Source organism: Actinoplanes nipponensis, assembly GCF_016862275.1.
Taxonomy (GTDB): Bacteria; Actinomycetota; Actinomycetes; order Mycobacteriales; family Micromonosporaceae; genus Actinoplanes; species Actinoplanes nipponensis.
Genome location: NZ_BOMQ01000009.1, coordinates 1 through 26790, shown reverse-complemented (window position 1 = coordinate 26790; position 26790 = coordinate 1). Strand labels below are relative to the sequence as shown.

The following is a 26790-nucleotide window of genomic DNA, read 5'->3' as shown; positions in this document are numbered from 1 at the left end:
GGCGTGGCCCGCCACGACGCCGAGGTCGTGGGTGATCAGCAGCAGCGCCATGCCGAGATCGCGGCGCAGGGAGTCCAGCATCGCCAGGATCTCGGCCTGCACGGCCACGTCCAGCGCGGTGGTCGGCTCGTCGGCGATCAGCAGCTTGGGCCGGGCGGCGATCGCCAGCGCGATCGCCGCCCGCTGCCGCATGCCGCCGGACAGCTGATGCGGGTAGCGGCCCAGCATCTCCTCCGGCCGTGGCAGTCGGGCCAGGTCCAGGGCCTCCAGCACCCGCTTGCGGGCACCCGCCTTCGAGACGGTCTCGTGGGCCCGCACCGCGTCGCCGACCTGCGTGCCGATGGTCAGCAGCGGGTTGAGCGCGGCACCGGGGTCCTGGAAGACCATGGCGATCTCGGCGCCCCGGACGCGGCGCCAGTCGCCGCGGGACAACGACGTCAGCTCCCGGCCCCGGTAGCGGATCTGGCCGGTGGTCGTGCCGGCCGGCGCGGGCGGGTTCAGCCCGAGCAGGCTCAGCGACGTGACCGTCTTGCCGGATCCGGACTCGCCGACCAGCGCGAGGGTCTCGCCGGCGTCGACGGTCAGGCTCACGCCGGCGACCGCCGGGACCCGCTGGTCCCCGGTCCCGAACGTCACCCTCAGGTCCTCGACCTCGAGCAGGTGCATGGTGTCCTTCCCGATCGCTGGAGCCGGGTCAGCGGCCGAGGCGGGCTTCGTGCAGCCGCCACTGTCCGTCGAGGTCGAAGGCCAGGCCGGACAGGTCGCTGCGGTGGATCACCGGCGACCGGGCCTGGTGGAGGAACACCAGGTGGCTCTGGTCGAGCACCCGTCGCTGCACGTCGGTGTACGCCTCGGTGCGGACCTTGCGGTCGGGGGCGGCCCGTCCGGCGGCGAGCACCTTGTCGAGCTCGGGATCCTTGATCTTGGAGAAGTTGTTCGGCCCGGTGCTGCTCAGATACGGGTCGAAGGTCAGCGACGGGTCGTACCGGGGGACGTCGATGACGCCCAGCCCGAGATCGAAGTCGCCCTTCTTGAGGGTGTCCAGGTAGGACTCCAGTTGCAGCGCCTCGATGGTGACCTCGAGGCCGGCGGCGCGGAGGTTCGCCTGGATCAGCTGGGCGATGGTGGGGTCCGGCGGGCGGTTGCGCACCACCAGCTTGAGCGGGGTGCCGGCGCCGACACCGGCGGCGGCGAACGCCGCGCCGGCCTTGGCCGCGTCGAAGGCGGGCACGGGCAGGGTGGGGTCGGCGAACCAGTCGGCCTTGGTGGCGAAGGTCGCGGTGAGGTCGTACTCGCCGGAGGCGGCGGTCTGGCCGACGCCGTCGCGGTCGATCGCACCGGCCAGGGCCCGGCGCGGCGCGAGCTTGTCGAACGGCGCCCTGGTGGAGTTGACCGCCAGATAGTAGGACCGGCGCACGCCGAGGTCCTCCAGCCGCACCTGCGCGTTGTCCTTCAGCTGGGTGTACTCCTCCGGTGGCAGCGCCCGGAGGAGCTGCACGCCGCCGGTGCTCAACTCCGCCCGCAGGGTCTTGGGCTCGGTGATGAACCGGACGACCACCTTGTCGAGCCGGGGCAGGGCCTGGCCGGCGGCGTCCTTGCGCCAGTAGCCCGGGTTGCGCTTCGCGACGAGCTGCGACTTGGCGATCCACCGCTCGAGGACGAACGGTCCGGTTCCCACCGGTCCGCGGCCGAAGTCCTTCCCGGCGGCCGAGGCCGCCTTGCGCGAGACCATCATGCCCGGCTCGTAGCTGAGCTGGGTGAGCAGCAGCGGGTCCGGGGACTTCGTCTGGATCCTGACGGTACGGGGATCCAGTACGGTCACGGAGGCGATCGTGCTCAGCGTGCCGGCCTTGGTGCTCCTGGTGGCCGGATCGATGACCCGCTTCAGGTTCCAGGCGGCGGCGTCGGCGTCGAACGGGCTGCCGTCGTGGAACGTGACGCCGGTGCGCAGGGTGAAGGTCAGGGCCGAGCCGTCCACCTTCCAGCTCTCGGCGAGGGCCGGCACGATCGTCCCGTCCTTCTCCTGACGGACGAGTCCTTCGTAGAAGAGGTTGAGCAGGTTGCGGTCCGAGGAGATCGCCGAGGACAGGGCGGGGTCGAGGCTGACCGGCTCGTTGTCGAAGCCGATCGTCAGGGTGCCCTGGCCGCTGCCGGCGGAGGATCCGCCCGAATCGCCACCGCACGCGGTGAGGGCGGTGGCGGCCAGCGCCGAGGCGGTGAGGCCGAGTATGGCTCGGCGGGACATGCCGGGTGGGACGGACATGGTGATCCTTCGGGGTGAGGGGAGGGGGAATGTCAGGCCGTCGCGCGGAGCTGGGGACGGTGTGCGTCGAGGGCGTCCCGTAGCGCGTCGGCGAGCAGGTTGAAGGCGACGATGACGAGCAGGATGGCCAGACCCGGGAAGACGCTCAGCGCCCAGGTCGTGTCCAGGTGTTCGGTGCCGGCGGAGACCATCGCGCCCCAGCTGGGCTGCGGCGGCTGGACGCCGAGCCCGAGAAAGCTCAGCGCCGCTTCCGCCATGATCGCGGTGGAGGCCTGCAGGGCCGTGAAGACGAGCAGCGACCCGGCGAGGTGCGGGAGCAGGTGCCGCAGCAGGATGGTGCGCCGCGGCACGCCCACGATGCGGGCGGCGGCGACCCATTCCCGGGTACGCAGCGACAGCACCTCGCCCCGGACCACCCGGGCGATCCGGGGCGTCACGATGACGGCGATGGCGATCAGGGCGTTGCGGAGCCCCGGCCCCAACGCCGCCACCACGGCCAGCGCGAGGACCAGCAGGGGGAACGCCAGCAACCCGTCGATGACGCGCATGAGCAGCGAGTCGGCCCAGCCGCCCGCGTAGCCGGCCAGCAGCCCGATCAGAGTCCCGATAACCAGGGCCAGCCCGACCGCGACCGCGGCGGTCTGCACGGTGACCCAGGCGCCCTGCACCATGCGGGCCAGCACGTCGCGGCCGAGCTCGTCGGTGCCGAGCAGGTGGTCGGCGCCGGGGCCGCGCAGCCGCCGGTCCGGCGCCACCGCCGTGGCGGCGGCGTGCAGCAGCGGGCTGACGGCGGCGACCACGATCGTGGCGACGAGGACGAGACCGGAGAACAGCGCGCGGCGGTCCCGCAGCAGGGCTCGGAGCACGGGGCGTCCCGGCGTGCCGGCCGCGGCCGGCACGGGGGTCTCCGCGGGGGTGAGATCAAGCGTCATGGCGCTTCTCCAGGTCAGGCGGAACGGCGTCCGTCACGTGTGAGTGACGTCCGGGGCGGGGGCTGGGGCCGCGAAGCGGATCGATGGCGCGGCTGCGCACCGCTGTCAGTAGGTGATCCGGGGGTCGAGCCAGGCGTAGATCAGGTCGGTGAGCAGGTTGACGGCCAGGACGAAGGCGACCACCACCAGGACGGCGCCCTGCACGATCGGCATGTCCCGGCTGAAGATCGCGTTGACGATGAGCGTGCCCATCCCGGGCAGCGTGAAGATGGTCTCGGTGATCACGGTGGCGCTCATCAGCGCGCCGACCTGCAGCGCGATCACCGTCGTCACCGGCGCCAGGGCGTTGCGCATGGCGTGCACCAGCACGATGCGGCGGCGGGCCAGCCCGCCGGCCTCGGCGGTGCGGATGTAGTCCTCGCCGAGCGTGGCCAGCAGCGAGGCCCGGGTCTGGCGCATGGCCACCGCGACGATGGTCGAGCCGACGGTGACCGCGGGCAGGATCAGGAAGCGGAGGTTCCCCGCCGGGTCCTCGGTGAACGCCACGAAACCCGAGGCGGGCAACCAGCGCAGGGTGACGGCGAACAGCAGCACCAGCAGGGTCGCCAGGTAGAAGTGTGGGACGGAGAGCAGCAGCATCGCGATGCCGGTGACGGCCGAGTCCGTCCTGCGGCGGGCCCGGACGGCGGCCAGGATCCCCGCCGGGATCCCGATGACGGTCGCCAGCAGCAACGACGTGACACCGAGCTCGACGGTGACCGGCAGGCGGTCGGCGATCGCCGCGCCGACCGGCTCGCGGGTCAGCCACGACTGGCCCAGGTCGCCGCGGACGAGGCCGGCGATCCAGTCCACGTACTGCTGCCACAGCGGCTGGTCCAGGCCGAGATCGCCGCGCAGCGTGGCCCGCTGGGCCTCCGTCGCCTCGGGCCCGAGGATCGCGGTGCTCGGGTCACCCGGCAGCAGGCGCAACAGGACGAACAGGGCGAGCGAGACCACGAGCAGGACCGGGATCAGGTGCAGGCAGCGGCGTATGACATAGGTCAGCACGGCGCGACCGCCTCGGGCGCCCCGCTGGCGACCGTCGGTCTCAGCGCCGCGGCCGGCCAGCCGAGGCGGGCGGCCGGCGCGAGGTCGTAGGCGTAGAAGGCCGCGGCGGCGTAGCCCGACGCCGTCTCGGTCAGCGGGTCGAGATCCGCCCGGGTGAGGGTGTGCTGGGCCAGCAGGCTCCACCCGACGGTGATGCGGTCGGGTGACACCCCGGCGGCTGCGGCGGCGCGCAACTCCCGGCGCAGGGCGGCGAAATCGCCGGAGAGGTCGGTGAGGGTCAGGCCGACGCCCGTGCGGGTCAGCGCGGCCGGGTCCGCGCCGGTCTTGCCCGCGCAGGCGTACGGGTCGGCGGTGGCGCGCAGCCAGACGGGTTTGCCGCCGGCCGCGGTCGCCGCCTCGGTGAGCAGGGACGTGGTCACCGCCTCCCGGGCTCGCAGCACCGCGTCGTGCAGCGGCCGGCCCAGCGCCGTGACGGCGTCGTCGAGCGTCGCCGGAGCCGCCGGGCTCGGCCCGGCCAGCTGGCGGCGTACCGCGTTCGCCGCCCGCACCCGCACCTCGGCCGGGTCGGCGCCCGCCTCGCCGTACGCCCGTTCGCAGGCGGGGCAGGTGCACAGCGACAGCAGCCACCGGTCCGCGGGGCGCAGGGTGACACCGGTCTTGTCGTGCGCACCCGCGTGCGGCCAGCCGAGGTAGCCGTACGCCTCGAGGTCGAGCTCGTCGACGCCTCGGGCCGCCACGTCGGCCACCAGCGCCGCTGCGTAGCGGCGGACATCCGGCTGCGCCGGGCACAGCGCATGGCGGTACGGGTGCCCGAAGACGTTGCGCAGGGCCAGTTCCGGGTGGGCCGTGGCCAGCGGTGACGAGTGCAGGCCGACGATCCAGCCCACCACCGCCAGCCCGGCCGATCGCAGCGCGCCGTTGGCCGCCGCGACGGCGTCGTGCGGGGTCGCCCGGGGTGCCCGTAGCTGCGGTTGCCCCGCCCGCAGCGGATCGGGGGCGTACCAGGCGCCGGAGGACAACTGGGCGACCTCGCCGGGACGGCTGGTGGTCAGCAGCCACCGGCTGGAGTGGTAGACGTGGGCCAGCCGGACCGCCGTGTACCCGGCCTCGGCGATGCGGCGGCTCTGCCCCGCCGCGTCGGTGGTCAGCGAGTGCGGATGCGCCCAGAGGTCACAGCGGGTCATCGTGGTTGCTCGCCGAGGACCGAGACCAGCGTGCGCGCGGCCCGGCGGATGTGCTCACCGGCCAGCCGCTCGGCCAGGGCGGGGTCGCCGGCCTCCATCGCGGCCAGGATGGCCCGGTGCTCCTCGGCCTCCTGCTCGAAGGTCGCCTTCAGCCGCCAGCCCGCGGTGGCGACGAACGTGGTGAGGTCCTGGAGCTGGTTGAGGAACTCGCACAGGAACCTGTTGCCGCTCGCGGAGTAGATCTCCCGGTGGAACCGCCGGTTGGCCAGGCCCAGCGCGGCGGTCTCGCCCGCGGTGGCCAGCCGTTGGGCCTCGTCGAGGGCCTGGCGCGCGGCGTCGTGGCGGGCCGGACCGTACGCGACGACGGCCAGCCGGACGGCGGTGGGCTCGACCCCGGCCCGCGCGGTGTAGAGCTCCTCGATCAATGAGCCGTCGATACGCCGCACGCTCACACCCGAGTAGGAGTTCATCTCCACCAGGCCGCTGAGCGCCAGCTTCTTGAGCGCCTCGCGGACCGGCGTCTTGGACACCCCCAGGGACTCGGCGAGTTCCCGCTCCACCAGAGGGCGGCCCGGAGGCAGGGTGCCGTCGAGGATCGCCCGGCGCAGGGAGTCGTACACCCGGTCGGAGCGCGAGGCGGGCTGCTCCACCGGGATCACCAGGGCGCCCGCGGCGGGTGCCCCGTTCAGCGGCGCCGCGGACGTGGTCCGGGTCACTCGAGATCTTGACATGACGGTATCGTGGTATACCAGAATGCCAGTGCGCAAGATGTTGCCGGAAAGTTTCCCGGACTCCCCTGGTTTTTCCTCCCTCGCACTTCCTCTCAGTGGAAGGCAGTCATGTCTGATTTCCCCGTGCCCCCGCCCAGCACTGCCGGCGACGTCGACCACCGGTGCCGCGCCGCCGTCCGGGCCGCCCCGGCCCTGGCCGCACTGCCCCCGGCCGACCGGGCCGTCCTGCTCGACCGGCTCGCCGCCACCCTGCGCGCCCACGAGCAGGAGATCGTGACGCTGGCCGACGCGGAGACCTCGCTGGGCCGGACCCGGCTGACCGGCGAGTTGCACCGCACCGCCGGGCAGCTGGAGCTCTTCGCCGCCGCCCTGCGCGACGGCGGGGTCCTCGACGTCATCATCGACGCGCCCGACCCCGCCGCCGTCCCCGCGCCGCGTCCCGGCCTGCGGCGCTGGCTGGTGCCGCTCGGCCCGGTGGCAGTGTTCTCCGCGTCGAACTTCCCGCTGGCGTTCTCCGTGCTCGGCGGGGACACCGCCAGCGCGCTGGCCGCCGGCTGCCCCGTGGTGGTCAAGGCCCACTCCGGGCACCCGAAACTGTCCGACCTGGTCGCCGGTCTCGCCGCCCGGGTCCTGCCCCCGGGCGGGCTCGCCGTCGTCCACGGCCGGCAGGCGGGGACCCGGCTGGTCACCCACCCCGGCATCACCGCGGTGGGATTCACCGGCTCCGTGGCCGGCGGCCGGGCGCTGTTCGACCTCGCCGCGGCGCGGCCCGACCCCATCCCGTTCTACGGCGAGCTCGGCTCGGTCAACCCGGTGGTCGTGACGCCGGCCGCGGCCGCCGCCCGGCCCGACACTCTGATCTCAGGCTTCGTCGGCTCGTTCACCCTGGGCAACGGCCAGTTCTGCACCAAGCCCGGCCTGCTGTTCCTGCCGCAGGGGCACGGCTGGGAGGAACGACTCGCGACGGCGGTCGCCGCGGTGCCGGCGGCCCCGATGCTCGGCCCGTGGATCTGTGCGGGTTTTGCCGAGGCACGTGACCGGCTGGCCGCGGCCCCGGGCGTACGGCTGCTGGCCGGCGACCTGGCGCCGCATCCCGGTGACGGCACGACGCTGACCGCGCCGGCCCTGTTCGCCACCACCGCCGCCGAGCTGGCCGCCAACCCCGCCCTGGCCGACGAGGCGTTCGGGCCGGCCGCCCTGATCGTCGAGTACGGCTCCGAGGCGGAGCTCGAACGTGTGCTGGCTGCGTTGCCCGGCAGCCTGACCGCAACCCTGCACGCCGACGCGGACACCGAGGCGGCCACCGCTCGCCGCCTGCTCACCCTGCTCGGCGGCAAGGCCGGCCGGATCGTCTGGGGCGGTTGGCCCACCGGGGTCGCGGTCGCCTGGGCCACCCAGCACGGCGGACCCTGGCCGGCGGCGACCCCGTCGACCCACACCAGCGTCGGGGTGACCGCAATGCGCCGGTTCCAGCGGCCGGTGTCCTTCCAGGATCTGCCCGACGAGCTGCTGCCGGAGGCCCTGCGCGACGCCAACCCGTGGCGTCTGGCCCGACGCGTCGACGGCGTGCCGGTCGCGCCCGAGGCGGCGACCACGGCCGGGGCCCGGTGACCGGGCGAACCGCCGGGGCGGTCGACGAGCAGGTGATCGACCGGCTCCGCGACGCCGTCGGTGCGCGGTGGGTGCGCACGGACGCGGCCACCCGCCGCGCGTACGCCCGGGACGCCACTCCCCTGTTCGACGCCGAACCGGACGTCGTGGTGCAGCCGGGCACGACCGCCGAGGTGGCGGCCGTGGTGCGGATCGCGGCGGCGCACGGCGTACCGGTGGTGGCCCGCGGCGCCGGCACCAACCTGTGCGCCGCGACCGTCGCCACGCACGGCGGCATCGTCCTGTCGGCCACCCGGATGGACCGCCTGCTGGAGGTCAGCGAGGCCGAGCAGCTCGCCGTCGTCCAGCCGGGCGTGACCACCACGGCGCTGGCCACGGCCGCGGCGGCGGCCGGCCTGCTGTACCCGCCCGATCCCGGCTCCCGGGCGGTCTCCACGATCGGCGGCAACGTCGCGACCTGCGCGGGCGGGCTGCGTGGTCTCAAATACGGCGTGACCCGCAACTACGTGCTGGGCACCGAGGCGGTGCTGGGCACCGGCGAGATCATCCGTACCGGTGGGCGGCTGGTCAAGGACGTGGCCGGCTACGACCTCACCCGCCTGCTGGTCGGCAGCGAGGGCACCCTCGCCGTGCTCACCGAGATCACCGTCGCGCTGGTGCCGGCGCCGCCGACCGCCGGTTACGGCGTGGCCTACTTCGACTCGCTCGCCGATGCGGGCCGGGCCGTCGCGGCCGTCGTCGGGGCCGGACTGGTCCCGGCGACGCTGGAGTTCCTCGACGCCACCTGTATCGAGGCAGTGGAGTCGCACGCCGGGCTCGGGCTGGACCGCGGCGCCGGGGCGCTACTGCTGTTCGGTGACGACGGCGCACCCGCGCAGGTCGACGCCGCCCTGGCCACCATGGTCACCGCCTGCCGCGACGCCGGCGCCCGGGCCGTCACCACCGCACCCGACGTGGCCACCGCGGAAGACCTGCTGGCCGCCCGCCGCTGCACGCTGCCGGCCCTGTCCCGGCTCGGCAGCCTCACGGTGCTGGAAGACGTCAGCGTGCCCCGGCCCCGGCTGGCCGAGGCGGTCGCGCGCATCGGCGACATCGCCCGCGGCACCGGGGTCCGGGTCGGGGTGTTCGGCCACGCCGGCGACGGCAACCTGCACCCGACCGCGGTCGCCGACGGGCAGGACCCGGCGCAGGTCGCCGCCGTGCACCGCACGTTCGAGCAGATCTTCCAGCTCGCGCTGGACCTGGGCGGCACGATCACCGGCGAGCACGGCGTCGGCGCCGCCAAGCTCGCCTGGCTGCCGCGCCGGCTGGACCCGGCCCAGCTCGCCCTGATGCGCCGGCTCAAGGCCGCCTTCGATCCGGCCGGCATCCTCAACCCCGGAAAGCTGGGCTCATGAACGTCTTCGACCCCGAGGTGCTGGGCCGGTGCATGTCCTGCGGCTTCTGCCTGCCGGCCTGCCCCACGTACGCGCTGACCGGCGACGAGGCGTCCTCGCCCCGCGGACGGATCACCCTCATGCGGGGCATCGAGGACGGTACGGTGTCACTGTTCGATCCCGCCGTGCAGGAGCAGGCGTCCATGTGTCTGGGCTGCCGGGCCTGCGAGCCGGTCTGCCCGGCCGGCGTCTCCTACGGCCTGCTGCTGGAGCAGTGGCGCGACACCGCCTGGCGGGGTCGCGACACCCCGTGGCTGGTCCGTCCGCTGCTGGCGCTGACCCGGCACGACCTGGTGCTGCGGGTCCTCGGCCGGCTGCGGCGGCACGCCCGGCCCGGCCCGCGACGGCACCCGGGACCTCATCTCCTGCTGGGCTGCGTGGAGCGGGTGCTCTTCCCCGGCGTGAGCCGGGCGGCGCGGGCCGTCGACCCCGACCTGCAACCCGGCCGGGGGCCCGGCTGCTGCGGCGCCCTGCACGCCCACAACGGACGCCTCGGCGAGGGCGAGGCGATGGCCCGGGCGCTCGGCGACCGCCTGCCGGGCACCATCGTCACGACCAGCGGCGGATGCGCCGCCCACCTGGCCGGCGTCCTGGGCCGCGACCGGGTGGCCGAGCTGAGCGAATGGATCGTCCGGCGCGGCCTGCTGCCGCCGGCCCGGACCGGTCAGGCCCGGCCCCGGGTCGCCATCCAGGACTCCTGCCACCTGCGCAACGGTCTCGGGGTGTCAGCCACCATCCGCACGGCGGTCGGCGCCGTGGCCGAGATCGTCGAGCTGCCCTCGGCCCGGGACTGCTGCGGCGCCGCCGGCACCTATTCCCTGCTGCGGCCCCGGGAATCCGCCCGGATCATCGCCCCGAAGGTGCGCGAGATCGCCGACGCCGGGGTCGACCTGGTGGTGACCGTCAATCCCGGCTGTCAGCGCCAGCTGCGCACCGCCGTACGGCGGGCCGGACTCGAGGTCGAGGTCGTGCATCTCGCCGAGCTGATGGCCGGGCAGCGGTAACGAGCCGGCGGTCGCCACCGGTGCAGGTCGAGGCGGACGCGTTTGCAGGAAAGGGACGCCGAATCGACGACCGGGACCACTCACGGACGCGGATCCCAGGCCGATAGGAGGGCATCGGTCAGGGGAGCGACATGGCGCATCGGCGGACATGGTTCACGGCGGCGAGCCTCGCGGCGGTGCTGGCGTACCAGTGGACTCCGGACACCTGGGTGCAGACGGTCTGCTACGACGTCATCGGCTTCGCCGGTGTCGCGGCAATGGTGGTGGGCCTGCTCCTGCATCGGCCCGCCCGCCCGCTGCCCTGGTGGCTGCTGCTGGCCGGACAGTTCTGCTACGTCGGCGGGGACATGGTCGCCGCGGTGATGCGACGCTGGCTGGAGATGGAGCCTTTCCCCGCGCCGGCCGACTACATGTACCTGGTCGGGTACGCGCTCCAGGCCGCCGCGCTCCTGATGATCATCCAGCGGCGACCGCGGGGTGGCGACGGGGCCGCGCTGCTCGAGGCGTCCATCATCGGCGCCGCGTTCGCGCTCGTGTCCTGGGTCTTCCTGATGAAACCGGTGGTCCTGGACAACGAGCTCACCCTCACCGGCAAGCTGATCTCCGTCGGGTATCCGGCGCTCGATCTGCTGCTGCTGGCGTTGCTGGCCCGCCTCCTGGCCGGAAGGGGCGCGCGTGTCCCCGCGTTCTGGTGGCTGGCCTCGAGCATCGCCTTGACCCTGGGTGGCGACTACGTCTGGGCCTTCACCGACCGGATGGCCTATGACGGGAGCACGGTGTTCAGCCACCTGCTGGACGCGGTCTACCTCGTCTCGTTCCTGAGCTGCGGGATCGCCGCACTGCACCCGTCGATGCGCCGGATCACCGATGACGACGCCACCACGGTCGCGGAGCGCCTCGGGCCGACCAAGCTCCTCCTGCTCACCGCGGCCACGCTGATCGGGCCGCTGGTGCTGGCCTGGCAGGCCGGCCGCAATGACGGCCGGGTGGACGCCGCGGCCGCCATCTCCATCGGCTGCATCTCCATGTTCCTGCTGGTCATCGCCCGGATGGCCCTGCTGCTCAAGCAGGTGCAGATCCAGGCCGGTCTGCTGGAGGAGCAGGCCGACGTGCTCCGCGAGCTGGCCCGGCACGACGCGCTGACCGGACTGCCGAACCGTCGGGCCTGGGACGCCGCGTTGTCGGCAGCCGTGACGCGTGGCGCTCGCGACGGCTCATCCTTCTGCGTGGCCATGCTCGACCTCGACCATTTCAAGCGGTACAACGACTCCTTCGGCCACCCGGCCGGCGACCGCCTGCTCAAGACGGCGGCGGCCACGTGGACCACGCGGCTGCGCCGGTCGGACCTGCTGGCCCGTTACGGCGGCGAGGAGTTCGTCGTCCTGCTGCCGGACACCACCGCGGCGCAGGCGGTGGCGCTGCTCGACGAACTCCGGGCGGTCACGCCGGAGCACCAGACCTTCTCGGCCGGCATCGCCGTCTGGGACGGCGCCGAGTCCGGGCACACCCTGCTGGAACGGGCGGACCGGGCGCTTTACACGGCCAAGGAGGCCGGCCGTGACCGGGTGGCGTGCGCGCCGGACGCCGTGCGGGCCGGAACGGCAGCCATGATCAGCTGACCGCCGTGGCGGCGCCGGGCGCATCCGTGGCGGCCGTCGGACCAGGTTGGGTGTGTGCGCGTCGGAAGGCCCCCGGTGACTGCCCGCACACGGCGGCGAAACTGGCGTAGAGCCGGCTGGCCGAGCCGAAGCCGGACAGGTGCGCCACCTCCGTCACGGTGTCATCGCTGGTGAGCAGGCGGCGCTGGGCCTCGGCCACCCGGCACTGCTCGAGGTAGCGGCCGATGGTGAGGCCGGTGACTTTCCGGAACACCCGCATCGCGTAGCGCGGATGCAGATGGACGGCGGCGGCAACGTCCGCCGGTCCGATGCGTTCGGCGAAGTGGTTGACGACGAAGCGCGCCATCGTCGTGGCCTGGCCGATCGAGCCGTCATCACTCGGGCGCACCACCGGCGACGGATCGAGCTCGCTCCCGTGCAGGAGGCGGCGGACGTACGCCTCGATCTCCAGCATGGCCGCGGTTCTCAGTTCGCGGTCGTCGCCCGCCACCTCGGCCGACCACTGCGCGAACGGATGGGTCGCGGCCCCCCGGCTGACCACGACCGGCCAGCCACGCAGCGAGCGGCCCAGCACCGCCCGGTCGAGACCCCAGGCGGACACCGTCGCCATCGGCAGCGTGAGCCATCTGACGTGCGCGCCGGCCGCCGCCGTCACGAGCTGATGCGGGATGGCCGCCCAGAACAGCGTGGTCGTGCCCGGCCCCAGCTCGACGTGCCGCCCGCCGAACAGGTACGTCATGGTGCCCTCGACCACGACGTTGATCTCGATGTCCTGATGACGGTGGGCCCGGCCCATCGGCGCCGGCGCACCTTCCCAGCAGGCCAGGCCGAACTCTTGTTCCTGCGGTGCGAGCGTCATGTGCCCATCCGGGAGAAGGAGGTGAGCAGAGGTGATGATTCGCCAAGCATCCCGACCATACGCTCGGGTTTCCCCGATCCGTTCGAGCAGGCCGAGGTGGAGATCATGACATGGGAACTGACCGAGGACGAGGTGCGCTCGTTCGACGAGAACGGGTTCCTGGTGCTGCGGGGACGGGTGCCCGGCCCGCTGCTCGCTCGGCTGCAGCAGGCGGCTGACCAGTGGATCGACACGGGCCGGGCCGCGGCGCGGAGCAACCCGGGACACCCCGACTACAAGTTCGCGGACCGGCCGGCCGGGCCCGCCCTGTTCCGCGTCGACTACCTGCACGACAAGACGCCCAGCGCATCGATCGAGCTCCTCGGCTCACCCGCCCTGCTGGGCATCGCCGAGAGCCTGGCCGGGACCGCCTTCGTTCCCACGTACGAGTCGCTGGTCTTCAAGGAAGAGGGCGACGGCGCGGCGATACCGTGGCATCAGGACGCCGTCCATCCCCGCCGTCACCGGATCTTCAACATCGACGTCTACCTGGACCGTTCGCTGCGGGACGAGGGCGCCTTGCGGGTGGTGCCCGGCAGCCAGCGTCAGCCCGTGGACATCTGCGCGCTCACCGCGGCGCACGGCTGGGACCTGCCCGGCGCCGTGGCGGTCGAGCTGGAGCCCGGTGACGTGCTGGTGCACGACGTCATGCTGGTCCACGGCTCCGCACCCGTGACGGGCAACCGGCTGCGGCGGACGCTGTACTTCGAGTTCCGCCCGGCCGAGCAGATCCTCGAGGAGGGACCGTGGGACGCCGAGTGGGTGCAACGCCGCCTGCGGCTCGTCCCGCTGGCCCTGTCCGAGTACGCCAGCCGCAACCCGGGCCAACCCGCCTTCCGCTGGCGGGCCCCGGAGAGCCTTCGTCCCGCATCGTCCGGTGATCCGGCCGTCGAGCTGCGCATCGCCCACCAGACCCACACCCCGGGCTCGTACTGCAGCGCCGGTGACGTGCCCTCGGCGCTCTGACCTCGCCCACGTCGCCCGGCCGATGCGGGCTGTCGCCCGCCGGCGGTCCGGGCCTCGTGCCGCGGTCGCGGACCACCGGCGACGCCGCTGCGCCCGGGAGCGCAGCGGCGTCACATCCGGCGGTCGGCTCGGTCAGAGTCCGACCACGCTGCGGTCGGCGACCACCACGGGGGTGTTGCCGATCGGCACACCCTTGATCGTGAGGGAGCTGCCCGCGCGCTGCACGGCGCCGGCGGGGACCTGGTAGATGTTGCCGCTCACCAGGTCGACGAGGACCGGGTTGCTCATCTTCGCGGCCGGGAACGTGACGTCGACCTGTCGGGTGCCGCGGTCCTCGCTGGGCGCCCGGTCCGGCTTCGCGAGCTGGTTGCCCTGGCTGTCCTTCTCGGGTTGCTGGGCCGGGTCACCACCGAACCACAGCGCCACGGCCTGCTCCGCGGAGCCGGTCTTCTGGAACGCCCGGACGGTGACCTTGCGGTCGCCGTTACCCGTCGTGCTGTAGGCGAAGCCCTTGATCGGCGACTCCTTGCGCCAGTCGCTCACCGGCTCAAGCCGGGTGAGCGGCCTGAGCGTGCTGTCGAACAACGCGGCGACGTTCTGCAGACCGTAGTAGGACAGCTTCGTGTAGGTGGCCTTCAGATCCGGGCCGCAGGCGACCACGCCCTTTGAGTTGATCTTCGGGGTGTCGGTGGCGTTGAACTTGTACCAGAGGTCGCAGGTGCCCAGGTTGGAGCTGTCGATCCCGACCCCGATGTCACCGACGTTGCGCCGCAGGTTGTAGGCGAGCTGGCTGCGTTCGGTGAAGGTGTCCGCCGAGAAGGCGCCGAACGACCCGGCCGTGCTCGGCGCGTTGTTCTCACCCTGCCGGATCACGATCGTGGGCGAGTACCGGGCCAGCGTCTTCCGCAGCTCGGCCATCGTGTTGTAGAGCTTGGGATTGTCGGGGTAGTTGTCGTACGGGTGATACGCGACGCCGTTGACCAGGGCGATCCGCGCCGCCTGCTTCGCGGTGTCGTTGTCCGCCTCGCCCGGGTCCTTGAGGTTCTTGAGCTCGGTCATGAACCTGTCGGCGAAGTCGACGCTGATGCCGAACTCGGTGGCGTAGATGACGGCGTCCGGCTGCTGCTTGCGGACGCACTGCGCGATCCGCTTGAAGTAGGTCGCGTAATCCTTGGCGATCGTGCTCGGCGCGCCGTCGTTGTTCGGCTCGTTCCAGACCTCGTACTGCTTGACCCGGTCCTTGTACCTCTCGACCAGCGCGTCGCACCAGTTCTCGGCCTTGTCCAGGCCCTCGCCGGCCGGCAGCCCGGCGCCGAGGTTGGCGCCGCCCGCGGTGAGCCCCTTCTTGGTGGTGTAGTGCCAGCTGCCGTAGGAGAACTGCACCCACGGCCGGGCCCCCGCGGCCACGGCGGCGTTGATGATCTCGTCGGTCTTGGCCCAGTTGTACTTGCCCTCGGTGTTCTGCTCGACGTCGTTCCATTCCGGCATGACCCGCCAGGTGGTGGTGCCGAGCGCGGCGAGCTGCCGCCGGTACTCCGAGAACCTGGCGTAGTTGCGTCCCGTCGTCTCGACGCCGGAGATCAGGCGGGACGAGCCGATCTGCTTGGCGGTACGCGGCGTGACGGTGCCGATCTGGGCCCAGTCCGTGCCGGCCGGGGCCGCGAAGACCCGCACGTCGTCGATCCAGGCCGTGCCCGTGGTCTCCTTGCTGACGCCGACCTGCAGGTTGGTGAGGGTCTCGGCCGCGACCCGGAAGGCGAGATCCTGGGCCAGGCGCTTGCCGCGCAGGAAGACGCTGTAGGTGTTCGTGCCCGGCTGCGTGGTGATCCGCAGATCCAACCACTCGTTCGCCTGGTACTCGCCGATGGTGACCTGCTCGGGGCCGTTGTAGGCGTACAGCCGCTTGTCCGGGCCCAGACCAACGGTCGCCGCGTGACCCGCCGGGCTGTCCAGGTGCAGGCCGATCACCGACGTGGTCTGCCCGGCGCGCAGGCGGGCGGCGGCCACCACCGGGGCCGACGTCGCGCCGAGGGACCGGCTGACCGTCAGCGACTGGTCGGGCGACGTGTCCGTCAGCCGCAGGCCGCGGTCGATGGTGTCCGGCACGTCCTGCACCGTGGCGGCGCCGCCGGCGACCGCCCAGCCCGCGGGGGCGGATCCGGCCGCGCCGCCGAACCCGTCGATGATGTCGGCGAGGTCCAGCCCGGCGGCCGGAGCGGGAGCGACCTGAGCCGAACCGGACTCGGCCAGCACCAGCAGGGCGGGGGGCGTGGCCAGACCGGCGAGCGTCAGCGCCCCGGCCAGCAGCAACCGCCGGGGCTTCGGGCGGCTCCTCGCTGCGCGGGATCCATCATTGCGGTCATCAGGCATCGCAATACCTCCGGGAGAAACGGAACTGATCGGGCGAAGAATGGCGAATGACGGCGCCGACGAACGGATCTCGATGAGCGCCGAAATGGGTGGCGGAGTACCGAAGAAACGGTCGGCCAATTCCCTCTTTCAGTCCTCGTATACTGGTATACCAGGGACGGGCGGGCAAGGCCGGTGAGGTGATTGACCGGGTACTTCTCGTCATATCCGCAGGCCGGAGAGGTGCCGGTCAGCGAATATCGGCATCGGTGGCCGCGGCATTCATATCGGCTGCGAAATAATTGCGGTCGGCTCAGTCCGTGGTCGCCCGCGGCACGGTCGCCGTGAGCACAAAAGCGGCCCCCGGTGGGGGCTCGTCCACCACCTCGATCGTGCCGTCGAGCCGGGCGGCCAGTTCCCGCGCCAGCGACAGGCCCAGGCCCGTACCGCCGGCGTGCCGGTCGCGGGCGGCGTCCAGCCGGGTGAACCGGTCGAAGATCCGGTCGCGATCGGCGTACGGGATGCCGGGACCGTCGTCGCGTACCTCGATGCGCAGCCGCACCCGCGCCGGGCCGGCAGCCGCGGCCTCGAGTCGCACCTCGACCCGGTGCGCGGCGTGCCGGACAGCGTTGTCGAGCAGGTTTCGCAGGATCCGCTCGAGCCGGAGGCGGGTGAGCCGCACCCGTACCGGCGCGCTGTCCGGGCAGCTCACGACGACGCCGGCCGGGGTGACGATCTCGTCCGCCACCCGGGCGAGCACGGCGACGACATCGACGTCGGTCGCCGGTTCCGGCCGCGCGGTGCCCGCATCCAGTCGCGCCAGCAGAAGCAGGTCGTCGGCCAGGGCGGTGAGCCGTTGCGCCTGCGCGACCGCCGTGGCCGCCGCCGCGGGCCAGTCGGTGCGGTCGGGGTAGGCCTGGGCCACCTCCAGTCCGGCTCGCAGGATCGCCAGCGGGCTGCGGAGCTCATGGGCGGCGTCGGCGACCATCCGGCGCTGGGCGGCGTCGGCGCGCTCCAGCCGCGCGAGCATCGCGTTGATGGTGACCGCCAGGGCCGCGATCTCGTCACCGGTGTCCGGGACGGTGACGCGGTCGGCCAGCCTGGTGGCGGTCACCTCCGCCGTGCGGATCCTGATGGCTTCCACCGGGCGCAGCGCCCGCCGGGTGGCCAGCCAGGCGGTCAGCGCGACCATCGCGACGGCCAGGGGTACGGCCGGCAGGAGCACCCGGTCGACGGTGGCCACCGCCCGCTCGGCCGACAGCGGCGTGACGAACACGTAGACGGCGATCGTCGGACTGCGCACGCGGCCGGGCCCGGCGTCGCCGTCGAGATCGGCGAGAACCACCTGGATCCGTACCCCGGTCACGGTCCGGCCGTCGAGGCGATGACGGCCGGCCGGATCCGGCAGCCGGACGTCCGGGCCACGTCGCGGCAGGTCCATGACCGTGTCCGCGGGGGACAGCGGCTCGGCCGCGGGCATGACGGCCCGTCCGCCGGTCTCGTACGGGCTCAGGTCGGGGCTGGCCGACAGCACCGTCCCCGCCTCGTCGACGACCTCGAAGGTCACGTCGGGGTAGAACGCCGGCCGCAGTTCCTCCGCGCCGTTCGGCCCGGCGCTCATGGCCGCCAGGCCCATGGCGTTGGCCTGGCGCGTGGCGCTCCGGTACGCCGCGTCGAGCTGCTGGTCACGCACGAGGTGACGGGTCCACGATCCGCCGCCGACGAGCACCACGGCGGCCGCCGCGGCGGCGGCCAGAGCGGACCGCGCGCGCACGGACCTCAGGCCGGACCGGACCCGTGCCCACCGGCGCCCGGCGCCCGCGGGGTCAGTCACGCCGGGCGCGATCGTCGATCAACCGGTAGCCGACCCCCCGGACGGTCCGCAGGCTGTCCCGCCCGAACGGCACATCGATCTTGCGACGGAGCCGGCCGACCCGGACCTCGACCAGGTTGGGATCCTCGACCTCGTCCGGCCACGCCTGGCGCAGGATCTCGGTCTTGGTCACCGGCTCTCCCGGCCGGCCGGCGAGCAGGTCCAGGATCGCGAACTCGCGGGGGGTGAGGGCGATCGGCACCGTGCCCCGGTGGCAGGTCCGGGCGGCGCGTTCCAGCACCAGGTCACCGACAGCCAGGCGGACAGGCACCGCGGCCGGCCCCCGCCGCACCAGCGCCCGCAGCCGAGCGACCAGCACCGGATAGGAGAACGGCTTGCTGAGATAGTCGTCGGCGCCGGTGTCGAGCGCCTCGATCTGGTCGTAGTCGCCGTCCTTGGCGGTCAGCACGAGGACCGGGGTACGGATCCGCTCGCGGCGCAGCGCGGCGCACACCTGGTAACCGTTGAGCCCCGGCAGCATCAGATCGAGCAGGATGGCCGCGTAGTCCTCGAAGCGGGCCCGGTCGAGCGCGGTCCTGCCGTCGCCGGCGACATCGACGGTGTAGCCCTCGGCCATCAGCCCGCGCCGCAGGATGACGGCGAGCTCGGGCTCGTCCTCAACCACCAGCACGCGCATGGGGACGAGCATCGCACAGCCCATGATCGGTTCCTGACCGCTTCGTCAGGTCGGGTCAGGTCGCGGTCAGCGGTCCCGGCGCAGGGTCCCGGCATGATCACCCTCACCCGCGCCGACGCCGCGGTGCCGCACCCCGGGTCCTCGCGCCGGCGCTCGTCGGCGCTCGCCTGGACGATCGCCGCGACGCTGGCCGCGGTGTACCTGGCCCTGTCGGTCCGCAACCATCAGCGGTTCCGCACCACCGGTTTCGACCTGGGCATCTTCGAACAAGCCGTGCGCTCCTACGCCGAGGGCCGGCCCGGACTGGTGCCGCTGAAGGGGCCGGACTTCCCCCAGCTCGGCGACCACTTCTCCCCCGTGCTCGCGGCCCTGGCCCCGGTCTACCGGGTTTTCCCCTCCCCGGTGACGCTGCTGGTCGCGCAGGCGCTCCTGCTCGCTGTCGCCGTCGTACCGATCGTGCTGCTGGCGCACCGCAGGCTCGGTGTCCTCGCCGCCGTGACCGCCGGGGCCGGGTACGGCCTGTCCTGGGGTATCGCGCAGACCGTCGGCTTCGACTTTCACGAGGTGTGTTTCGCGGTGCCGCTGCTGGCGTGCAGTCTGACCGCGATCGCGGAGCGGCGCCTGCGGGCCGGCGCGCTGTGGGCGCTGCCGCTGGTGCTGGTCAAGGAAGACCTCGGCCTGACCGTGGCGGTCGTCGGTCTGCTGATCGCCGCCGCGGGCGCTTGCCGGCTGGGCTGGGGGCTCGCCGCCGGCGGGGTGCTCGCTACCGCGCTGGCGGTGGGCGTGGTCATACCGGTGCTCAACCCGAACGACGGCTACGCCTACACGACGACGGCAGGCGCCGGGCTGCACCATCCGGTGACCGCGGTCAAGGTGCTGACCGTCCTCGCGCTGCTGGCGCCCACCGCCGGCCTCGCGCTGCGGTCACCGCTGGTGTGGGTCGCGGCGCCGACGCTGCTCTGGCGCTTCACCTCCGGCAATCCCGCGTACTGGGGCACCGGCTATCACTACAGCGCCGTGCTCATGCCGGTGCTGATGGTGGCGTTCATCGATGCACTGGCGCGCCGGCGCGCTGCCGGCAGAGCCGTACGGCCGCTGCTCGCGACCAGCCTCGCCGCTACTGCGCTGCTGCTGCCCCACTTTCCGCTGGCGCAGCTGCCTTCGGTGCAGACCTGGCGCGGCGACCCCCGGACCACCGCCGCGCACCGGGTGCTCGATCGCATTCCCGACGGCTCGACGGTGGCGGCCACGAACCGGCTCGTGCCCCAGTTGACCGGCCGGACGACGGTGACGCTGTTCGGCTTCGACTACCCCGGCCCGGCCCCGCAGTTCATCGTGGTCGACACGGCGGGCCGGGACTTCCCGCTCGAGCGGGACGGCCGGCGCGAGCGGGTGAACGCCGCCCTGGCCGCCGGCTATCGGATCGTGACCAGCGACGAGGGATTCCTGCTGCTGCACCGCGCGGTCACCGACCGGTGACGGACTCAGCCCGGGCCAGGTGGGCCGAGAGCCAGTCGAAGGCGGGCGACTCCATCTGCCGCCAGGCCGCGTGGCTGTGACCGCCGGCCGGCAGCACGGCCGTCGTGACGAACAGGGGTGACCGGGCCAGCTGGGCGATCCGGCGGGAGCCGTCCGCCGCGTCGGTGTCGTCGGCCGCCCAGGCCACGTACAGGGAGGTCGCGGGGGGCGGCCGGTGCCGCAGCCGCCAGGCGATGTTGTTGGTGGTCTTCTCGCTGCCGTCGCCCACGGTGATGCCCGGGTCGGGGTAACCGGACAGACTGGCCCCGGCGGCGTAGGCGCCGGGGTGCCGCAGGGCGAGATTCATGGCGCAGAAGCCCCCGGCCGAATAGCCGATCAGGCCCCAGCCGGCCCGGTCGGTGCGGACCCGCAGCCGGGTCCGGGCGAAGCGGGGCACGTCCTGCGTCAGGAAGGTCTCGGTGCGGGGACCGCCGGCCAGATCGGTGCACTCGGTGTCGAGCAGCCGGTCCGGCGTCTGGTACGGCAGGAGGACCACGGTAGGTGCCATGCGCCCGGCGGCCATCTCGGTGTCGAGATGGTGCACGACGTCGAGCCGGCGGACCCAGCTGCTGGGTGATCCGGGGTAGCCGTGCAGCGCCTCGATCACCGGGAACCGCTGGTTCTGTCCCTGCGGGGTCGAGTAGGCCGCGGGCAGGTAGACGTACATCGACAGGTTCAGGCCGCTGGCGGTCCCGCTGACCATGACGGTGAGCAACCGGCTGTGGCCGGGCCGGTGTGGCCCGGTGGACGCCGCAGCCTCCACGGTGGGTTCGCGCAGCGGCAGGTCGGCATCCTCCGGCGACCGCCCGGCCAGGGACGCCCAGGTCGGGTACGTCTCGGTCAGCCGGTTGAGCTGCAACGCCGCGGTAGCGGTCAGGGCGAGCACGACCAGCGCGACCGCGACACCGCGGCCCGCGGCGCGACGGCGGTCCCAGCCGGCGGCCAGCACGGTGGTGGCCGCCAGAACCGCGATGACGCCGGCCACGACGGGCAGGCGCCCGTCGATGCTCACGACGGGAACCGCAGCGGTGCGGTCAGCGGCGCCGGGAGCCGGCTGACGGCTGCCCTCACCGCCGCGTCGCGCGACGTTCCGCTGACGACCACGAGCGTGGCGAAGCGGTCGGGCGCCAGCCGGCACAGCTGTTCCGCGACCCTCGCGGCCGGAGGGTCCGCCACGACGGCCCAGCCGCGGCCGGTGACGCGGGCGTCCCGGTCGAGCTGACCGGCGAGCGTGGTCATCGCCGCGGCCGTCGTGGCCCGGGTGGGCGAGACGACCACGGTGACCGCGTCCGGCGTCAGCCCGGCCAGGGATCGCGTCGCGGCCGGCTGTCCGCCGGCGACGAGGGCGAGCACGACCGGGAACGCGCGATCGGCCTGCTCGTCGTAACCGGTCGGCACCATCAGGGTCGGCGCCGCCGCGAGGTGCCAGGCTCGCGCGGCCGGCGGCTCCCAGGTCACGCCCGAGCGCGCCCCGGTCAGCACCTCGTCGAGGTGGCCCGCCGGACGGGTGGCTGCCACCGCGGTGGCGCCGGTGTCCCCGCCGAGCGCCTGCCAGGACGGATAGAAGTCCTCGGCCCGGTTGGCCCCGAGCGCGATGGTCAGCACGCCGGTCACCTCGAGCGCCACCAGCCCGGCCGCGCGCGCCGCGAGCCGCCACCGTCCGCCGCGCGACCACAGCCGGACCACCACGACCGCGGCCAGCGCGGTGCTCACGACCGCGACGAGCAGCAGGGGTACGCCGGTCAAACTCACCGGGAGGTCGCCCGCTGCGGCAGGAACGACTCGGCGCCCAGCGCGGCGAGCGCGATCCGCGGCAGGTCCCGCGCCGACGGAAAGCACAGGAACCGCGGCTGCCACAGCGGCTGGTACTTGGCGTTGGCGCGGTACAGCGACTCGATCTGCCAGAAGCGCGAGACCAGGCCCAGCAGCCGCGCCCACAGCCGGATGACCGGCCCGGCGCCCAGCTGCTCCGCGCGGGCGAAGACCGAGCGCAGCACGGCGAAGTTCAGCGAGATCCGGCGTACGCCGAGCCCCGCCGCCGCCTCGATGGCGGAGACGATCATCAGCTCGGTGAGCCCGTTGCCGGCGTCGCGGTCGCCGCGCATCAGATCCAGCGACAGGCCGTCGTCGCCCCAGGGCACGAAGTGGAGCAGGCCCCGCAGCCGGCCCTCGGCGTCCCGGCACAACACGTACAGGCAGTCGGCGTCGGCGGCCTGGCCGAGCCGGGACAACGCCATGGAGAAGCCGCGTTCCACCTTGCCGACACGCAGCGCGTTGGCGCAGTGGACCGCCTCGGCGAGGACGTCGGCGGACAGGTCGCCGCGGCGGATCACCTCGCAGGTGTAGCCGGCGCGGCGCATCCGGCCGACGGCCTGGCGGACGCCGCGCATGCACCGGCCCTCCAGGGAGAAGCCGGGCACCTCCACGATCGCCTCGTCACCCAGCTCGATGACGTCGAGCCCGGCCCGCCGGTAGGCCGTACCCCCGGGGGTGCCGCAGGCCAGCACGGCCGGCGTCCAGCCGTGCCGGGCGCAGTCGTCGAGCCACGCGGCGATCGCCTCGGGCCAGGCCGAGGGCGGGCCGAGCGGGTCGCCGGAGGCCAGGCTGACGCCGTTGACCACCCTGTACGCCACCGCCGCCCGGCCGGAGGGTCCCCAGATCAGCAGCTTGTCGGCGCGCAGCGCGAAATAGCCCAGCGAGTCGCCGCCGCCGTGACGGTGGAGCGTGGCGCGCAGCCGGGCCTCGTCCTCGGGCGTCGGCTGCCGGCGCCGGGTGCCGGGACGCAACAGCAGAACGGCCGCGGCGGTGAAGGCCAGCAGCCCGAAAGCGCCGGTGGTGACGCTGACCGCGGCGGCGCCCATCGGGTGCTGGAACTGCACGGGGCCGGAGACGCCGACCAGGCCCAGCGCCGCGTGTTCGGCCCACTTGACCACGCCCGGGTGGTCCACGAGCCGGTTGGCCCGTACCGCGATCTCGGCGAAGCCGAGCAGGAAGCCGGCGCCGAGGAACATCGCCCCCGCGCGCAGTGCCCGCCACCGGTTGCGCAGGTCCCCGAGCGCGGTGAAATGGTCCCTTTTCCACACCAGCAGGGCGCACAGCGCCAGGCCGAAGGCGGCCGCTCCGGCCAGCCCCTTGACCAGGTGCAGGACCGCGCTGAGGGCGGACAGCCCGACGGCGAGCTGCCAGGCGCGGTGCTTGCCGCGGCGCAGGCCGGCGCCGAGATAGATCAGCAGGACGCCGACCACCCCGGTGGCCGCGCGGGCGGTGAGGATACCGGCGGTGGGCACCAGTTCCGCCAGCAGCGGGAAACGCTGGTGCCAGGTCGGCAGCACCGACAGGGCGGCGTCCACAGCGCCGGCGACCTGCACGAGCCGGGCCACCGCCGCCCGCGACGACGGCGGTCGCGGCGACCACGACGGCCCCTGCTTCCTGGGCGCGGAGGCTTCCGGACGCCCGTGGGACTGCCGTGGTCGCGCGGTGTCCGCGGGCGGGCCGGTCTGCTCCAGAATCATGCGGCCAGCGTGTCGCATCGACGCCACCCCGGCATCCGACCCGGGTCGGATCCGGCCGGCGGCCGCTGCGACCTTCGGCCGATCGGCTCACCGGAATCAGGCACGCGGACACACCCCGTCAACGACATCTGCGCCAGACGTCGACGCGCGTCGTGAGCACGGTGGGATCGGGTTCTCCGGCGAACGGCGATGCCGAGAAGTCCTCGTCCAGCCAGGCGAACCGGTACGGAGCGTTCCCGCCGGACTGCACGCTGAAGCTGACGTCGCGGCCGGAGGCCGGATCGCGCAGCACGTAACGCCCGGCGTGTTGATTCGGCACGCTCAGGTAGTCGCCGAACGTCGGCGCCACGTCGTTGCCCAGCAGACAGTAGTGGCCGCCGAGCAGCAGGCTCGACGCCTCTGTGCTGGCGTTGTGGCGCTCGTCCTGCTGCGGGGCGTAGAACTCGCGCGCCGCGCCGTAGCAGACATCTGTGTCCGCGCCCGAGGGGAACGTGTTGACGCGATCACCGACCCAGTTCGGCAGGACCTCGGCCAGGTTCACCCAGGCTTCTCCGGAGCCACCCAGCCTCTCGGCCAGGCGGGTCCGCATCGCCTGAGCCCCGAAGCCGGTGCCGAAGTACCGGGCGGCCCCGTCCAGCGTGTCGGCGGTGAGCCGGATCTCGACCTTGAGCGCAGCCCGCTGGGCCGGTTCGGCCTTGGCCTTGCCCTTGAGGACGGTGGGGGTGACCCGTACTCGGACCGCGGGGTCGAGCGTCGCGTCCGTGGCCGGCGCGGGCGTGCCGCGGAACGCCTCCCGGCCGAGGTCGAGGTCGGGGGTGAGCAGGCTCTTGAGGTAGCGCTCGTACCGTACATAGCCGTCGTCGTCGACGATCGGCAGGTTGAACGGGGTGATCACGATCTCCGCCGAGCCGCTGGCGCTGTCCTGCGGTCCGATCAGCTCGAACCCGTAGGACCCCGACCCGATGATCACTGGTTGTCCTTCGGCGCCGGCCGTCGGCGAGGCGGACGCGGGCGACGACGCTGCCGGCACGGCCAGCTGCCCGGCGCCGCCGGCTTGCGGCAGCAGACCTTGCCGCAGTTGCGACTCTGCCGGCCCGCGTTCGCTGCGTAGCAACTCGAAGTTCTTCGCGTCGTCGAACCACTCCAGCACCTCCGCCACGGTCAGGGAGTGCAGGGCGTAACCCTTGGCGGCGGCCACGTCGTTGACCGCGTCGACCGCGGCCTGTAGTTGATCACTGTGTGGGAGCACGGTCGCCGAAGCGGCCGGCGAGGGTGCGCGGACCGCGACCGAGGAGTCCGTGCAGGCGGTCAGCACCGCCAGCGGGCCGATCGCGAACGACAAGGTGACAGACCGCCAGAAGCGGCCTCGGATCCCAATCATGATGACTCCGGGGTGGCGTGGATGGACAGCTATGGATGACCGGCCGGCGCTCAGTTCCGCGAGAGCTCCGCCGGCGATTCATGCCGCAGTGCGGCGAAGGACTGCGTCAGTCCGCGACGAAGCCACCGGCCCATCGGCCGCTCGACGAAGTGCCGCACGAGATGGGCGAGGACCACCATCGCGATCAGGGCGACCGCCACCACGGCGGGCGGCGACAGATACGGCCGCAGTTCGCGGATGACGACGAAGCCGATGACCTGGTGCATCAGGTACAGCGGGTAGCTCAGCGCACCGGCGACCGTCAGCCAGCGCCAGTCGATCCGGTCGAGAACATGCAGCGCGACCATGGCCATGACGAGGAAGAAGCACGTCACCGCGAGGGCGACGAGCTCATCGGTGCGGGCGGTGATGTCGGACTCACGGATCTGCGACGCGATGTCCCGGTCCACGAAATGCAGAGCCAGCAGGTAGTTGAAGCCGACGATGCCGGTCAGGAGCAGGTTGCCACCGAAGCGATGGATGAGGTGGAAGGCGACCCCCGCGATGAAGTAGGGGGCGTACTGCGGCATCGCCACGAGGTCGAGGAGCTTGTTGTCCGTTGCTTCGGCAACCACGGCGCCGACGGTCCACAGGGCACAGAAGGCGACGACTCTGCGATAGGTCAGGCCGACCATCACCACGACCGCGAAGATGAGGTAGAACCTCAGCTCCCACCAGAGCGTCCAGTAGGACGGATCGACCGAGGGTCCGCCGTAGGCCGCCTGCACCATGGTGAGGTTCAGCACGGCGTTCTCCACACCGCCGCGTACCTGGCCATTCGTCAGGCCGGGCCGGAAGGAGACGACGGCGACCGTCAGGAGCACGGCGAACCAGTAGGCGGGAAAGAGCCGGGCGACCCGGGCGGTGAAAAAGCCGCCCAGCGTGCGGCCCCAGCCACTCATCGCGATGACGAACCCACTGATCAGGAAAAAGATGTTGACGCCCAGCCAGCCGTATACGGCTGGGCCGTGCCAGGGGCCGAATAGCTTCTCCGGCGATTCCGGGCCCCACGGATAAACCCATTGCCCGTCTTCGGTGATGGCGGCGGCGCCCACGCCCACCCAGTGCTTGGAAAGCACCGCCAGCGCGGCCAGCAGTCTCAGCCCGTCGAGAAAGCCCAGACGGGACGGCTCGGTCACACCACCGCGTTGCGCGGCAATGAGCGGTGCGCCACCACCTTGTCGAGCAATTCTCCGGCTCATGAGCTGACGATGGCAAAACCATATGAAGAACTTGTTGTCGTTCCGTGCCATGGCCGTCATGCGCGGCCTCGCGCGAAAGGCCACCGCGACGACGACGCCGGCCGACGCGTCATGCGTCGGCCGGCGGTGGAAGGTGAACGATCGCCGCTGCCTCTCGGCGGGACGGGCTCAGCGCAGGGTGCCGAAGTCCTGGGTCCAGAAGGTGGTGCCGCCGCGCGTGGCGACACCCACACCGAGATCCTTGAAGGCGCAGTTGAGGATGTTGGCCCGGTGGCCGGAGCTGTTCATCCAGGCCGTCATCACCTCTGCCGGGGTGCGCTGGCCGGCCGCGATGTTCTCGCCCGTCCGCTGCCAGTTGTAGCCGGCGTCGAGGACCCGCTGGGCCGAGCTTCTTCCCTGTGGATCGGTGTGGGAGAAGAAGTTGCCGGTGGCCATGTTCTGCGAGTGTGCCCGGGCGGCCCTGGCCAGCCGAGCGTCGGTCTTGAGGGCCGCGCATCCGGCCTTGGCCCGTTCCTTGTTGACCAGGCTCGTCACCTCGCCCTCGAACTTGCTCACCGTCCCGGTGGGCTGGGGTGCCGGCTTCGCCGT

22 protein-coding genes are annotated in these 26790 nt (G+C 72.9%); 6 read left to right on the top strand and 16 right to left on the bottom strand.

The features are described 5' to 3' along the window. The 6 genes from Ani05nite_RS04090 to Ani05nite_RS04065 form a co-directional block, all read right to left on the bottom strand. Window positions 1-666 (bottom strand): ABC transporter ATP-binding protein (locus Ani05nite_RS04090; protein WP_203765126.1); only part of this gene is annotated, 666 nt, incomplete at its 3' end. Between the two features lie 28 nt (window positions 667-694). Next, complete coding sequence (locus tag Ani05nite_RS04085; protein WP_203765123.1) at window positions 695-2263, bottom strand: ABC transporter substrate-binding protein; 1569 nt, start codon at window positions 2261-2263, stop codon at window positions 695-697. Window positions 2264-2295: 32 nt separating this feature from the next. Beyond that, window positions 2296-3195, bottom strand: a complete 900-nt coding sequence (locus tag Ani05nite_RS04080; RefSeq protein WP_203765120.1) for an ABC transporter permease — start codon at window positions 3193-3195, stop codon at window positions 2296-2298. Window positions 3196-3300: 105 nt separating this feature from the next. Then, window positions 3301-4242, bottom strand: a complete 942-nt coding sequence (locus Ani05nite_RS04075; protein WP_203765117.1) for an ABC transporter permease — start codon at window positions 4240-4242, stop codon at window positions 3301-3303. Beyond that, complete coding sequence (locus Ani05nite_RS04070) at window positions 4236-5426, bottom strand: hypothetical protein (RefSeq protein ID WP_203765114.1); 1191 nt, start codon at window positions 5424-5426, stop codon at window positions 4236-4238. Before Ani05nite_RS04070 ends, Ani05nite_RS04075 begins: the two co-directional genes overlap by 7 nt. Then, entirely contained in the window at window positions 5423-6157 is a 735-nt protein-coding gene (locus Ani05nite_RS04065; protein WP_203765112.1) for a GntR family transcriptional regulator, read from the bottom strand. The genes Ani05nite_RS04070 and Ani05nite_RS04065 overlap by 4 nt, the downstream gene beginning before the upstream one ends. 108 nt (window positions 6158-6265) lie before the next feature. Here Ani05nite_RS04065 and Ani05nite_RS04060 point away from each other — a divergent pair, with 108 nt between their 5' ends. From Ani05nite_RS04060 to Ani05nite_RS04045, 4 genes are all read left to right on the top strand, one after another. Beyond that, a complete protein-coding gene (locus Ani05nite_RS04060; protein WP_203765110.1) occupies window positions 6266-7768 on the top strand; it encodes an aldehyde dehydrogenase (NADP(+)) in 1503 nt (500 codons plus the stop codon). Next, window positions 7765-9165, top strand: coding sequence for an FAD-binding oxidoreductase (locus Ani05nite_RS04055; RefSeq protein ID WP_203765108.1), 1401 nt, complete (start codon window positions 7765-7767; stop codon window positions 9163-9165). Before Ani05nite_RS04060 ends, Ani05nite_RS04055 begins: the two co-directional genes overlap by 4 nt. Then, complete coding sequence (locus tag Ani05nite_RS04050) at window positions 9162-10208, top strand: (Fe-S)-binding protein (protein WP_203765098.1); 1047 nt, start codon at window positions 9162-9164, stop codon at window positions 10206-10208. The genes Ani05nite_RS04055 and Ani05nite_RS04050 overlap by 4 nt, the downstream gene beginning before the upstream one ends. A 131-nt stretch (window positions 10209-10339) precedes the next feature. Then, window positions 10340-11827, top strand: coding sequence for a GGDEF domain-containing protein (locus Ani05nite_RS04045; protein ID WP_203765096.1), 1488 nt, complete (start codon window positions 10340-10342; stop codon window positions 11825-11827). Here the strand turns inward: Ani05nite_RS04045 and Ani05nite_RS04040 are convergent. Then, window positions 11820-12686, bottom strand: coding sequence for a helix-turn-helix domain-containing protein (locus Ani05nite_RS04040; RefSeq protein WP_203765094.1), 867 nt, complete (start codon window positions 12684-12686; stop codon window positions 11820-11822). The two genes, Ani05nite_RS04045 and Ani05nite_RS04040, sit on opposite strands and share 8 nt — an antisense overlap. A gap of 105 nt (window positions 12687-12791) precedes the next feature. Between Ani05nite_RS04040 and Ani05nite_RS04035 the strand changes: the two genes are divergently transcribed. Then, window positions 12792-13691, top strand: a complete 900-nt coding sequence (locus tag Ani05nite_RS04035; protein WP_203765093.1) for a phytanoyl-CoA dioxygenase family protein — start codon at window positions 12792-12794, stop codon at window positions 13689-13691. Window positions 13692-13823: 132 nt separating this feature from the next. Here Ani05nite_RS04035 and Ani05nite_RS04030 read toward each other — a convergent pair whose 3' ends face one another. The 3 genes from Ani05nite_RS04030 to Ani05nite_RS04020 all read right to left on the bottom strand — a co-directional run bounded on the left by Ani05nite_RS04030 (window position 13824) and on the right by Ani05nite_RS04020 (window position 18550). Beyond that, window positions 13824-16061 carry an endo-1,4-beta-xylanase gene (locus Ani05nite_RS04030; RefSeq protein ID WP_203765088.1) on the bottom strand — a complete coding sequence of 746 codons (2238 nt, stop codon included), beginning with the start codon at window positions 16059-16061 and terminating at the stop codon, window positions 13824-13826. Between the two features lie 292 nt (window positions 16062-16353). Further along, window positions 16354-17874, bottom strand: coding sequence for a sensor histidine kinase (locus Ani05nite_RS04025; protein ID WP_203765087.1), 1521 nt, complete (start codon window positions 17872-17874; stop codon window positions 16354-16356). Beyond that, complete coding sequence (locus Ani05nite_RS04020) at window positions 17867-18550, bottom strand: response regulator transcription factor (protein WP_203765086.1); 684 nt, start codon at window positions 18548-18550, stop codon at window positions 17867-17869. The genes Ani05nite_RS04025 and Ani05nite_RS04020 overlap by 8 nt, the downstream gene beginning before the upstream one ends. A 93-nt stretch (window positions 18551-18643) precedes the next feature. On the opposite strand from Ani05nite_RS04020, the gene Ani05nite_RS04015 reads away from it, so the two are divergent. Continuing rightward, a complete protein-coding gene (locus Ani05nite_RS04015; protein ID WP_203765085.1) occupies window positions 18644-20029 on the top strand; it encodes a DUF2079 domain-containing protein in 1386 nt (461 codons plus the stop codon). Here Ani05nite_RS04015 and Ani05nite_RS04010 read toward each other — a convergent pair. The 6 genes from Ani05nite_RS04010 to Ani05nite_RS03985 all read right to left on the bottom strand — a co-directional run. Beyond that, window positions 20016-21080, bottom strand: a complete 1065-nt coding sequence (locus tag Ani05nite_RS04010) for an alpha/beta hydrolase (RefSeq protein ID WP_203765084.1) — start codon at window positions 21078-21080, stop codon at window positions 20016-20018. The genes Ani05nite_RS04015 and Ani05nite_RS04010 overlap by 14 nt on opposite strands. Beyond that, window positions 21077-21820, bottom strand: coding sequence for a hypothetical protein (locus Ani05nite_RS04005; protein WP_203765083.1), 744 nt, complete (start codon window positions 21818-21820; stop codon window positions 21077-21079). The genes Ani05nite_RS04010 and Ani05nite_RS04005 overlap by 4 nt, the downstream gene beginning before the upstream one ends. Continuing rightward, window positions 21817-23580, bottom strand: coding sequence for a phosphatidylglycerol lysyltransferase domain-containing protein (locus tag Ani05nite_RS04000; protein ID WP_203765081.1), 1764 nt, complete (start codon window positions 23578-23580; stop codon window positions 21817-21819). Before Ani05nite_RS04000 ends, Ani05nite_RS04005 begins: the two co-directional genes overlap by 4 nt. Before the next feature lie 118 nt (window positions 23581-23698). Continuing rightward, the gene (locus Ani05nite_RS03995; protein ID WP_203765078.1) at window positions 23699-24961 is read right to left on the bottom strand and encodes a hypothetical protein; all 1263 of its coding nucleotides are present in this window, start codon (window positions 24959-24961) and stop codon (window positions 23699-23701) included. A gap of 50 nt (window positions 24962-25011) precedes the next feature. Next, complete coding sequence (locus Ani05nite_RS03990) at window positions 25012-26202, bottom strand: acyltransferase family protein (RefSeq protein WP_203765069.1); 1191 nt, start codon at window positions 26200-26202, stop codon at window positions 25012-25014. Between the two features lie 168 nt (window positions 26203-26370). After that, window positions 26371-26790, bottom strand: a 420-nt coding sequence (locus Ani05nite_RS03985; RefSeq protein WP_203765067.1) for a CAP domain-containing protein, incomplete at its 5' end; no start/stop codon positions are given.

Coding starts and splice junctions, on each gene's coding strand:
- Ani05nite_RS04000 (WP_203765081.1), bottom strand. CDS start 23,580: ATGATTCTGGAGCAGACCGGCCCGCCCGCGGACACCGCGCGACCACGG.
- Ani05nite_RS04030 (WP_203765088.1), bottom strand. CDS start 16,061: ATGCCTGATGACCGCAATGATGGATCCCGCGCAGCGAGGAGCCGCCCG.
- Ani05nite_RS03995 (WP_203765078.1), bottom strand. CDS start 24,961: ATGATTGGGATCCGAGGCCGCTTCTGGCGGTCTGTCACCTTGTCGTTC.
- Ani05nite_RS04045 (WP_203765096.1), top strand. CDS start 10,340: ATGGCGCATCGGCGGACATGGTTCACGGCGGCGAGCCTCGCGGCGGTG.
- Ani05nite_RS04040 (WP_203765094.1), bottom strand. CDS start 12,686: ATGACGCTCGCACCGCAGGAACAAGAGTTCGGCCTGGCCTGCTGGGAA.
- Ani05nite_RS04085 (WP_203765123.1), bottom strand. CDS start 2,263: ATGTCCGTCCCACCCGGCATGTCCCGCCGAGCCATACTCGGCCTCACC.
- Ani05nite_RS04050 (WP_203765098.1), top strand. CDS start 9,162: ATGAACGTCTTCGACCCCGAGGTGCTGGGCCGGTGCATGTCCTGCGGC.
- Ani05nite_RS03990 (WP_203765069.1), bottom strand. CDS start 26,202: ATGAGCCGGAGAATTGCTCGACAAGGTGGTGGCGCACCGCTCATTGCC.
- Ani05nite_RS04035 (WP_203765093.1), top strand. CDS start 12,792: ATGACATGGGAACTGACCGAGGACGAGGTGCGCTCGTTCGACGAGAAC.
- Ani05nite_RS04080 (WP_203765120.1), bottom strand. CDS start 3,195: ATGACGCTTGATCTCACCCCCGCGGAGACCCCCGTGCCGGCCGCGGCC.
- Ani05nite_RS04065 (WP_203765112.1), bottom strand. CDS start 6,157: ATGTCAAGATCTCGAGTGACCCGGACCACGTCCGCGGCGCCGCTGAAC.
- Ani05nite_RS04020 (WP_203765086.1), bottom strand. CDS start 18,550: ATGCGCGTGCTGGTGGTTGAGGACGAGCCCGAGCTCGCCGTCATCCTG.
- Ani05nite_RS04060 (WP_203765110.1), top strand. CDS start 6,266: ATGTCTGATTTCCCCGTGCCCCCGCCCAGCACTGCCGGCGACGTCGAC.
- Ani05nite_RS04070 (WP_203765114.1), bottom strand. CDS start 5,426: ATGACCCGCTGTGACCTCTGGGCGCATCCGCACTCGCTGACCACCGAC.
- Ani05nite_RS04015 (WP_203765085.1), top strand. CDS start 18,644: ATGATCACCCTCACCCGCGCCGACGCCGCGGTGCCGCACCCCGGGTCC.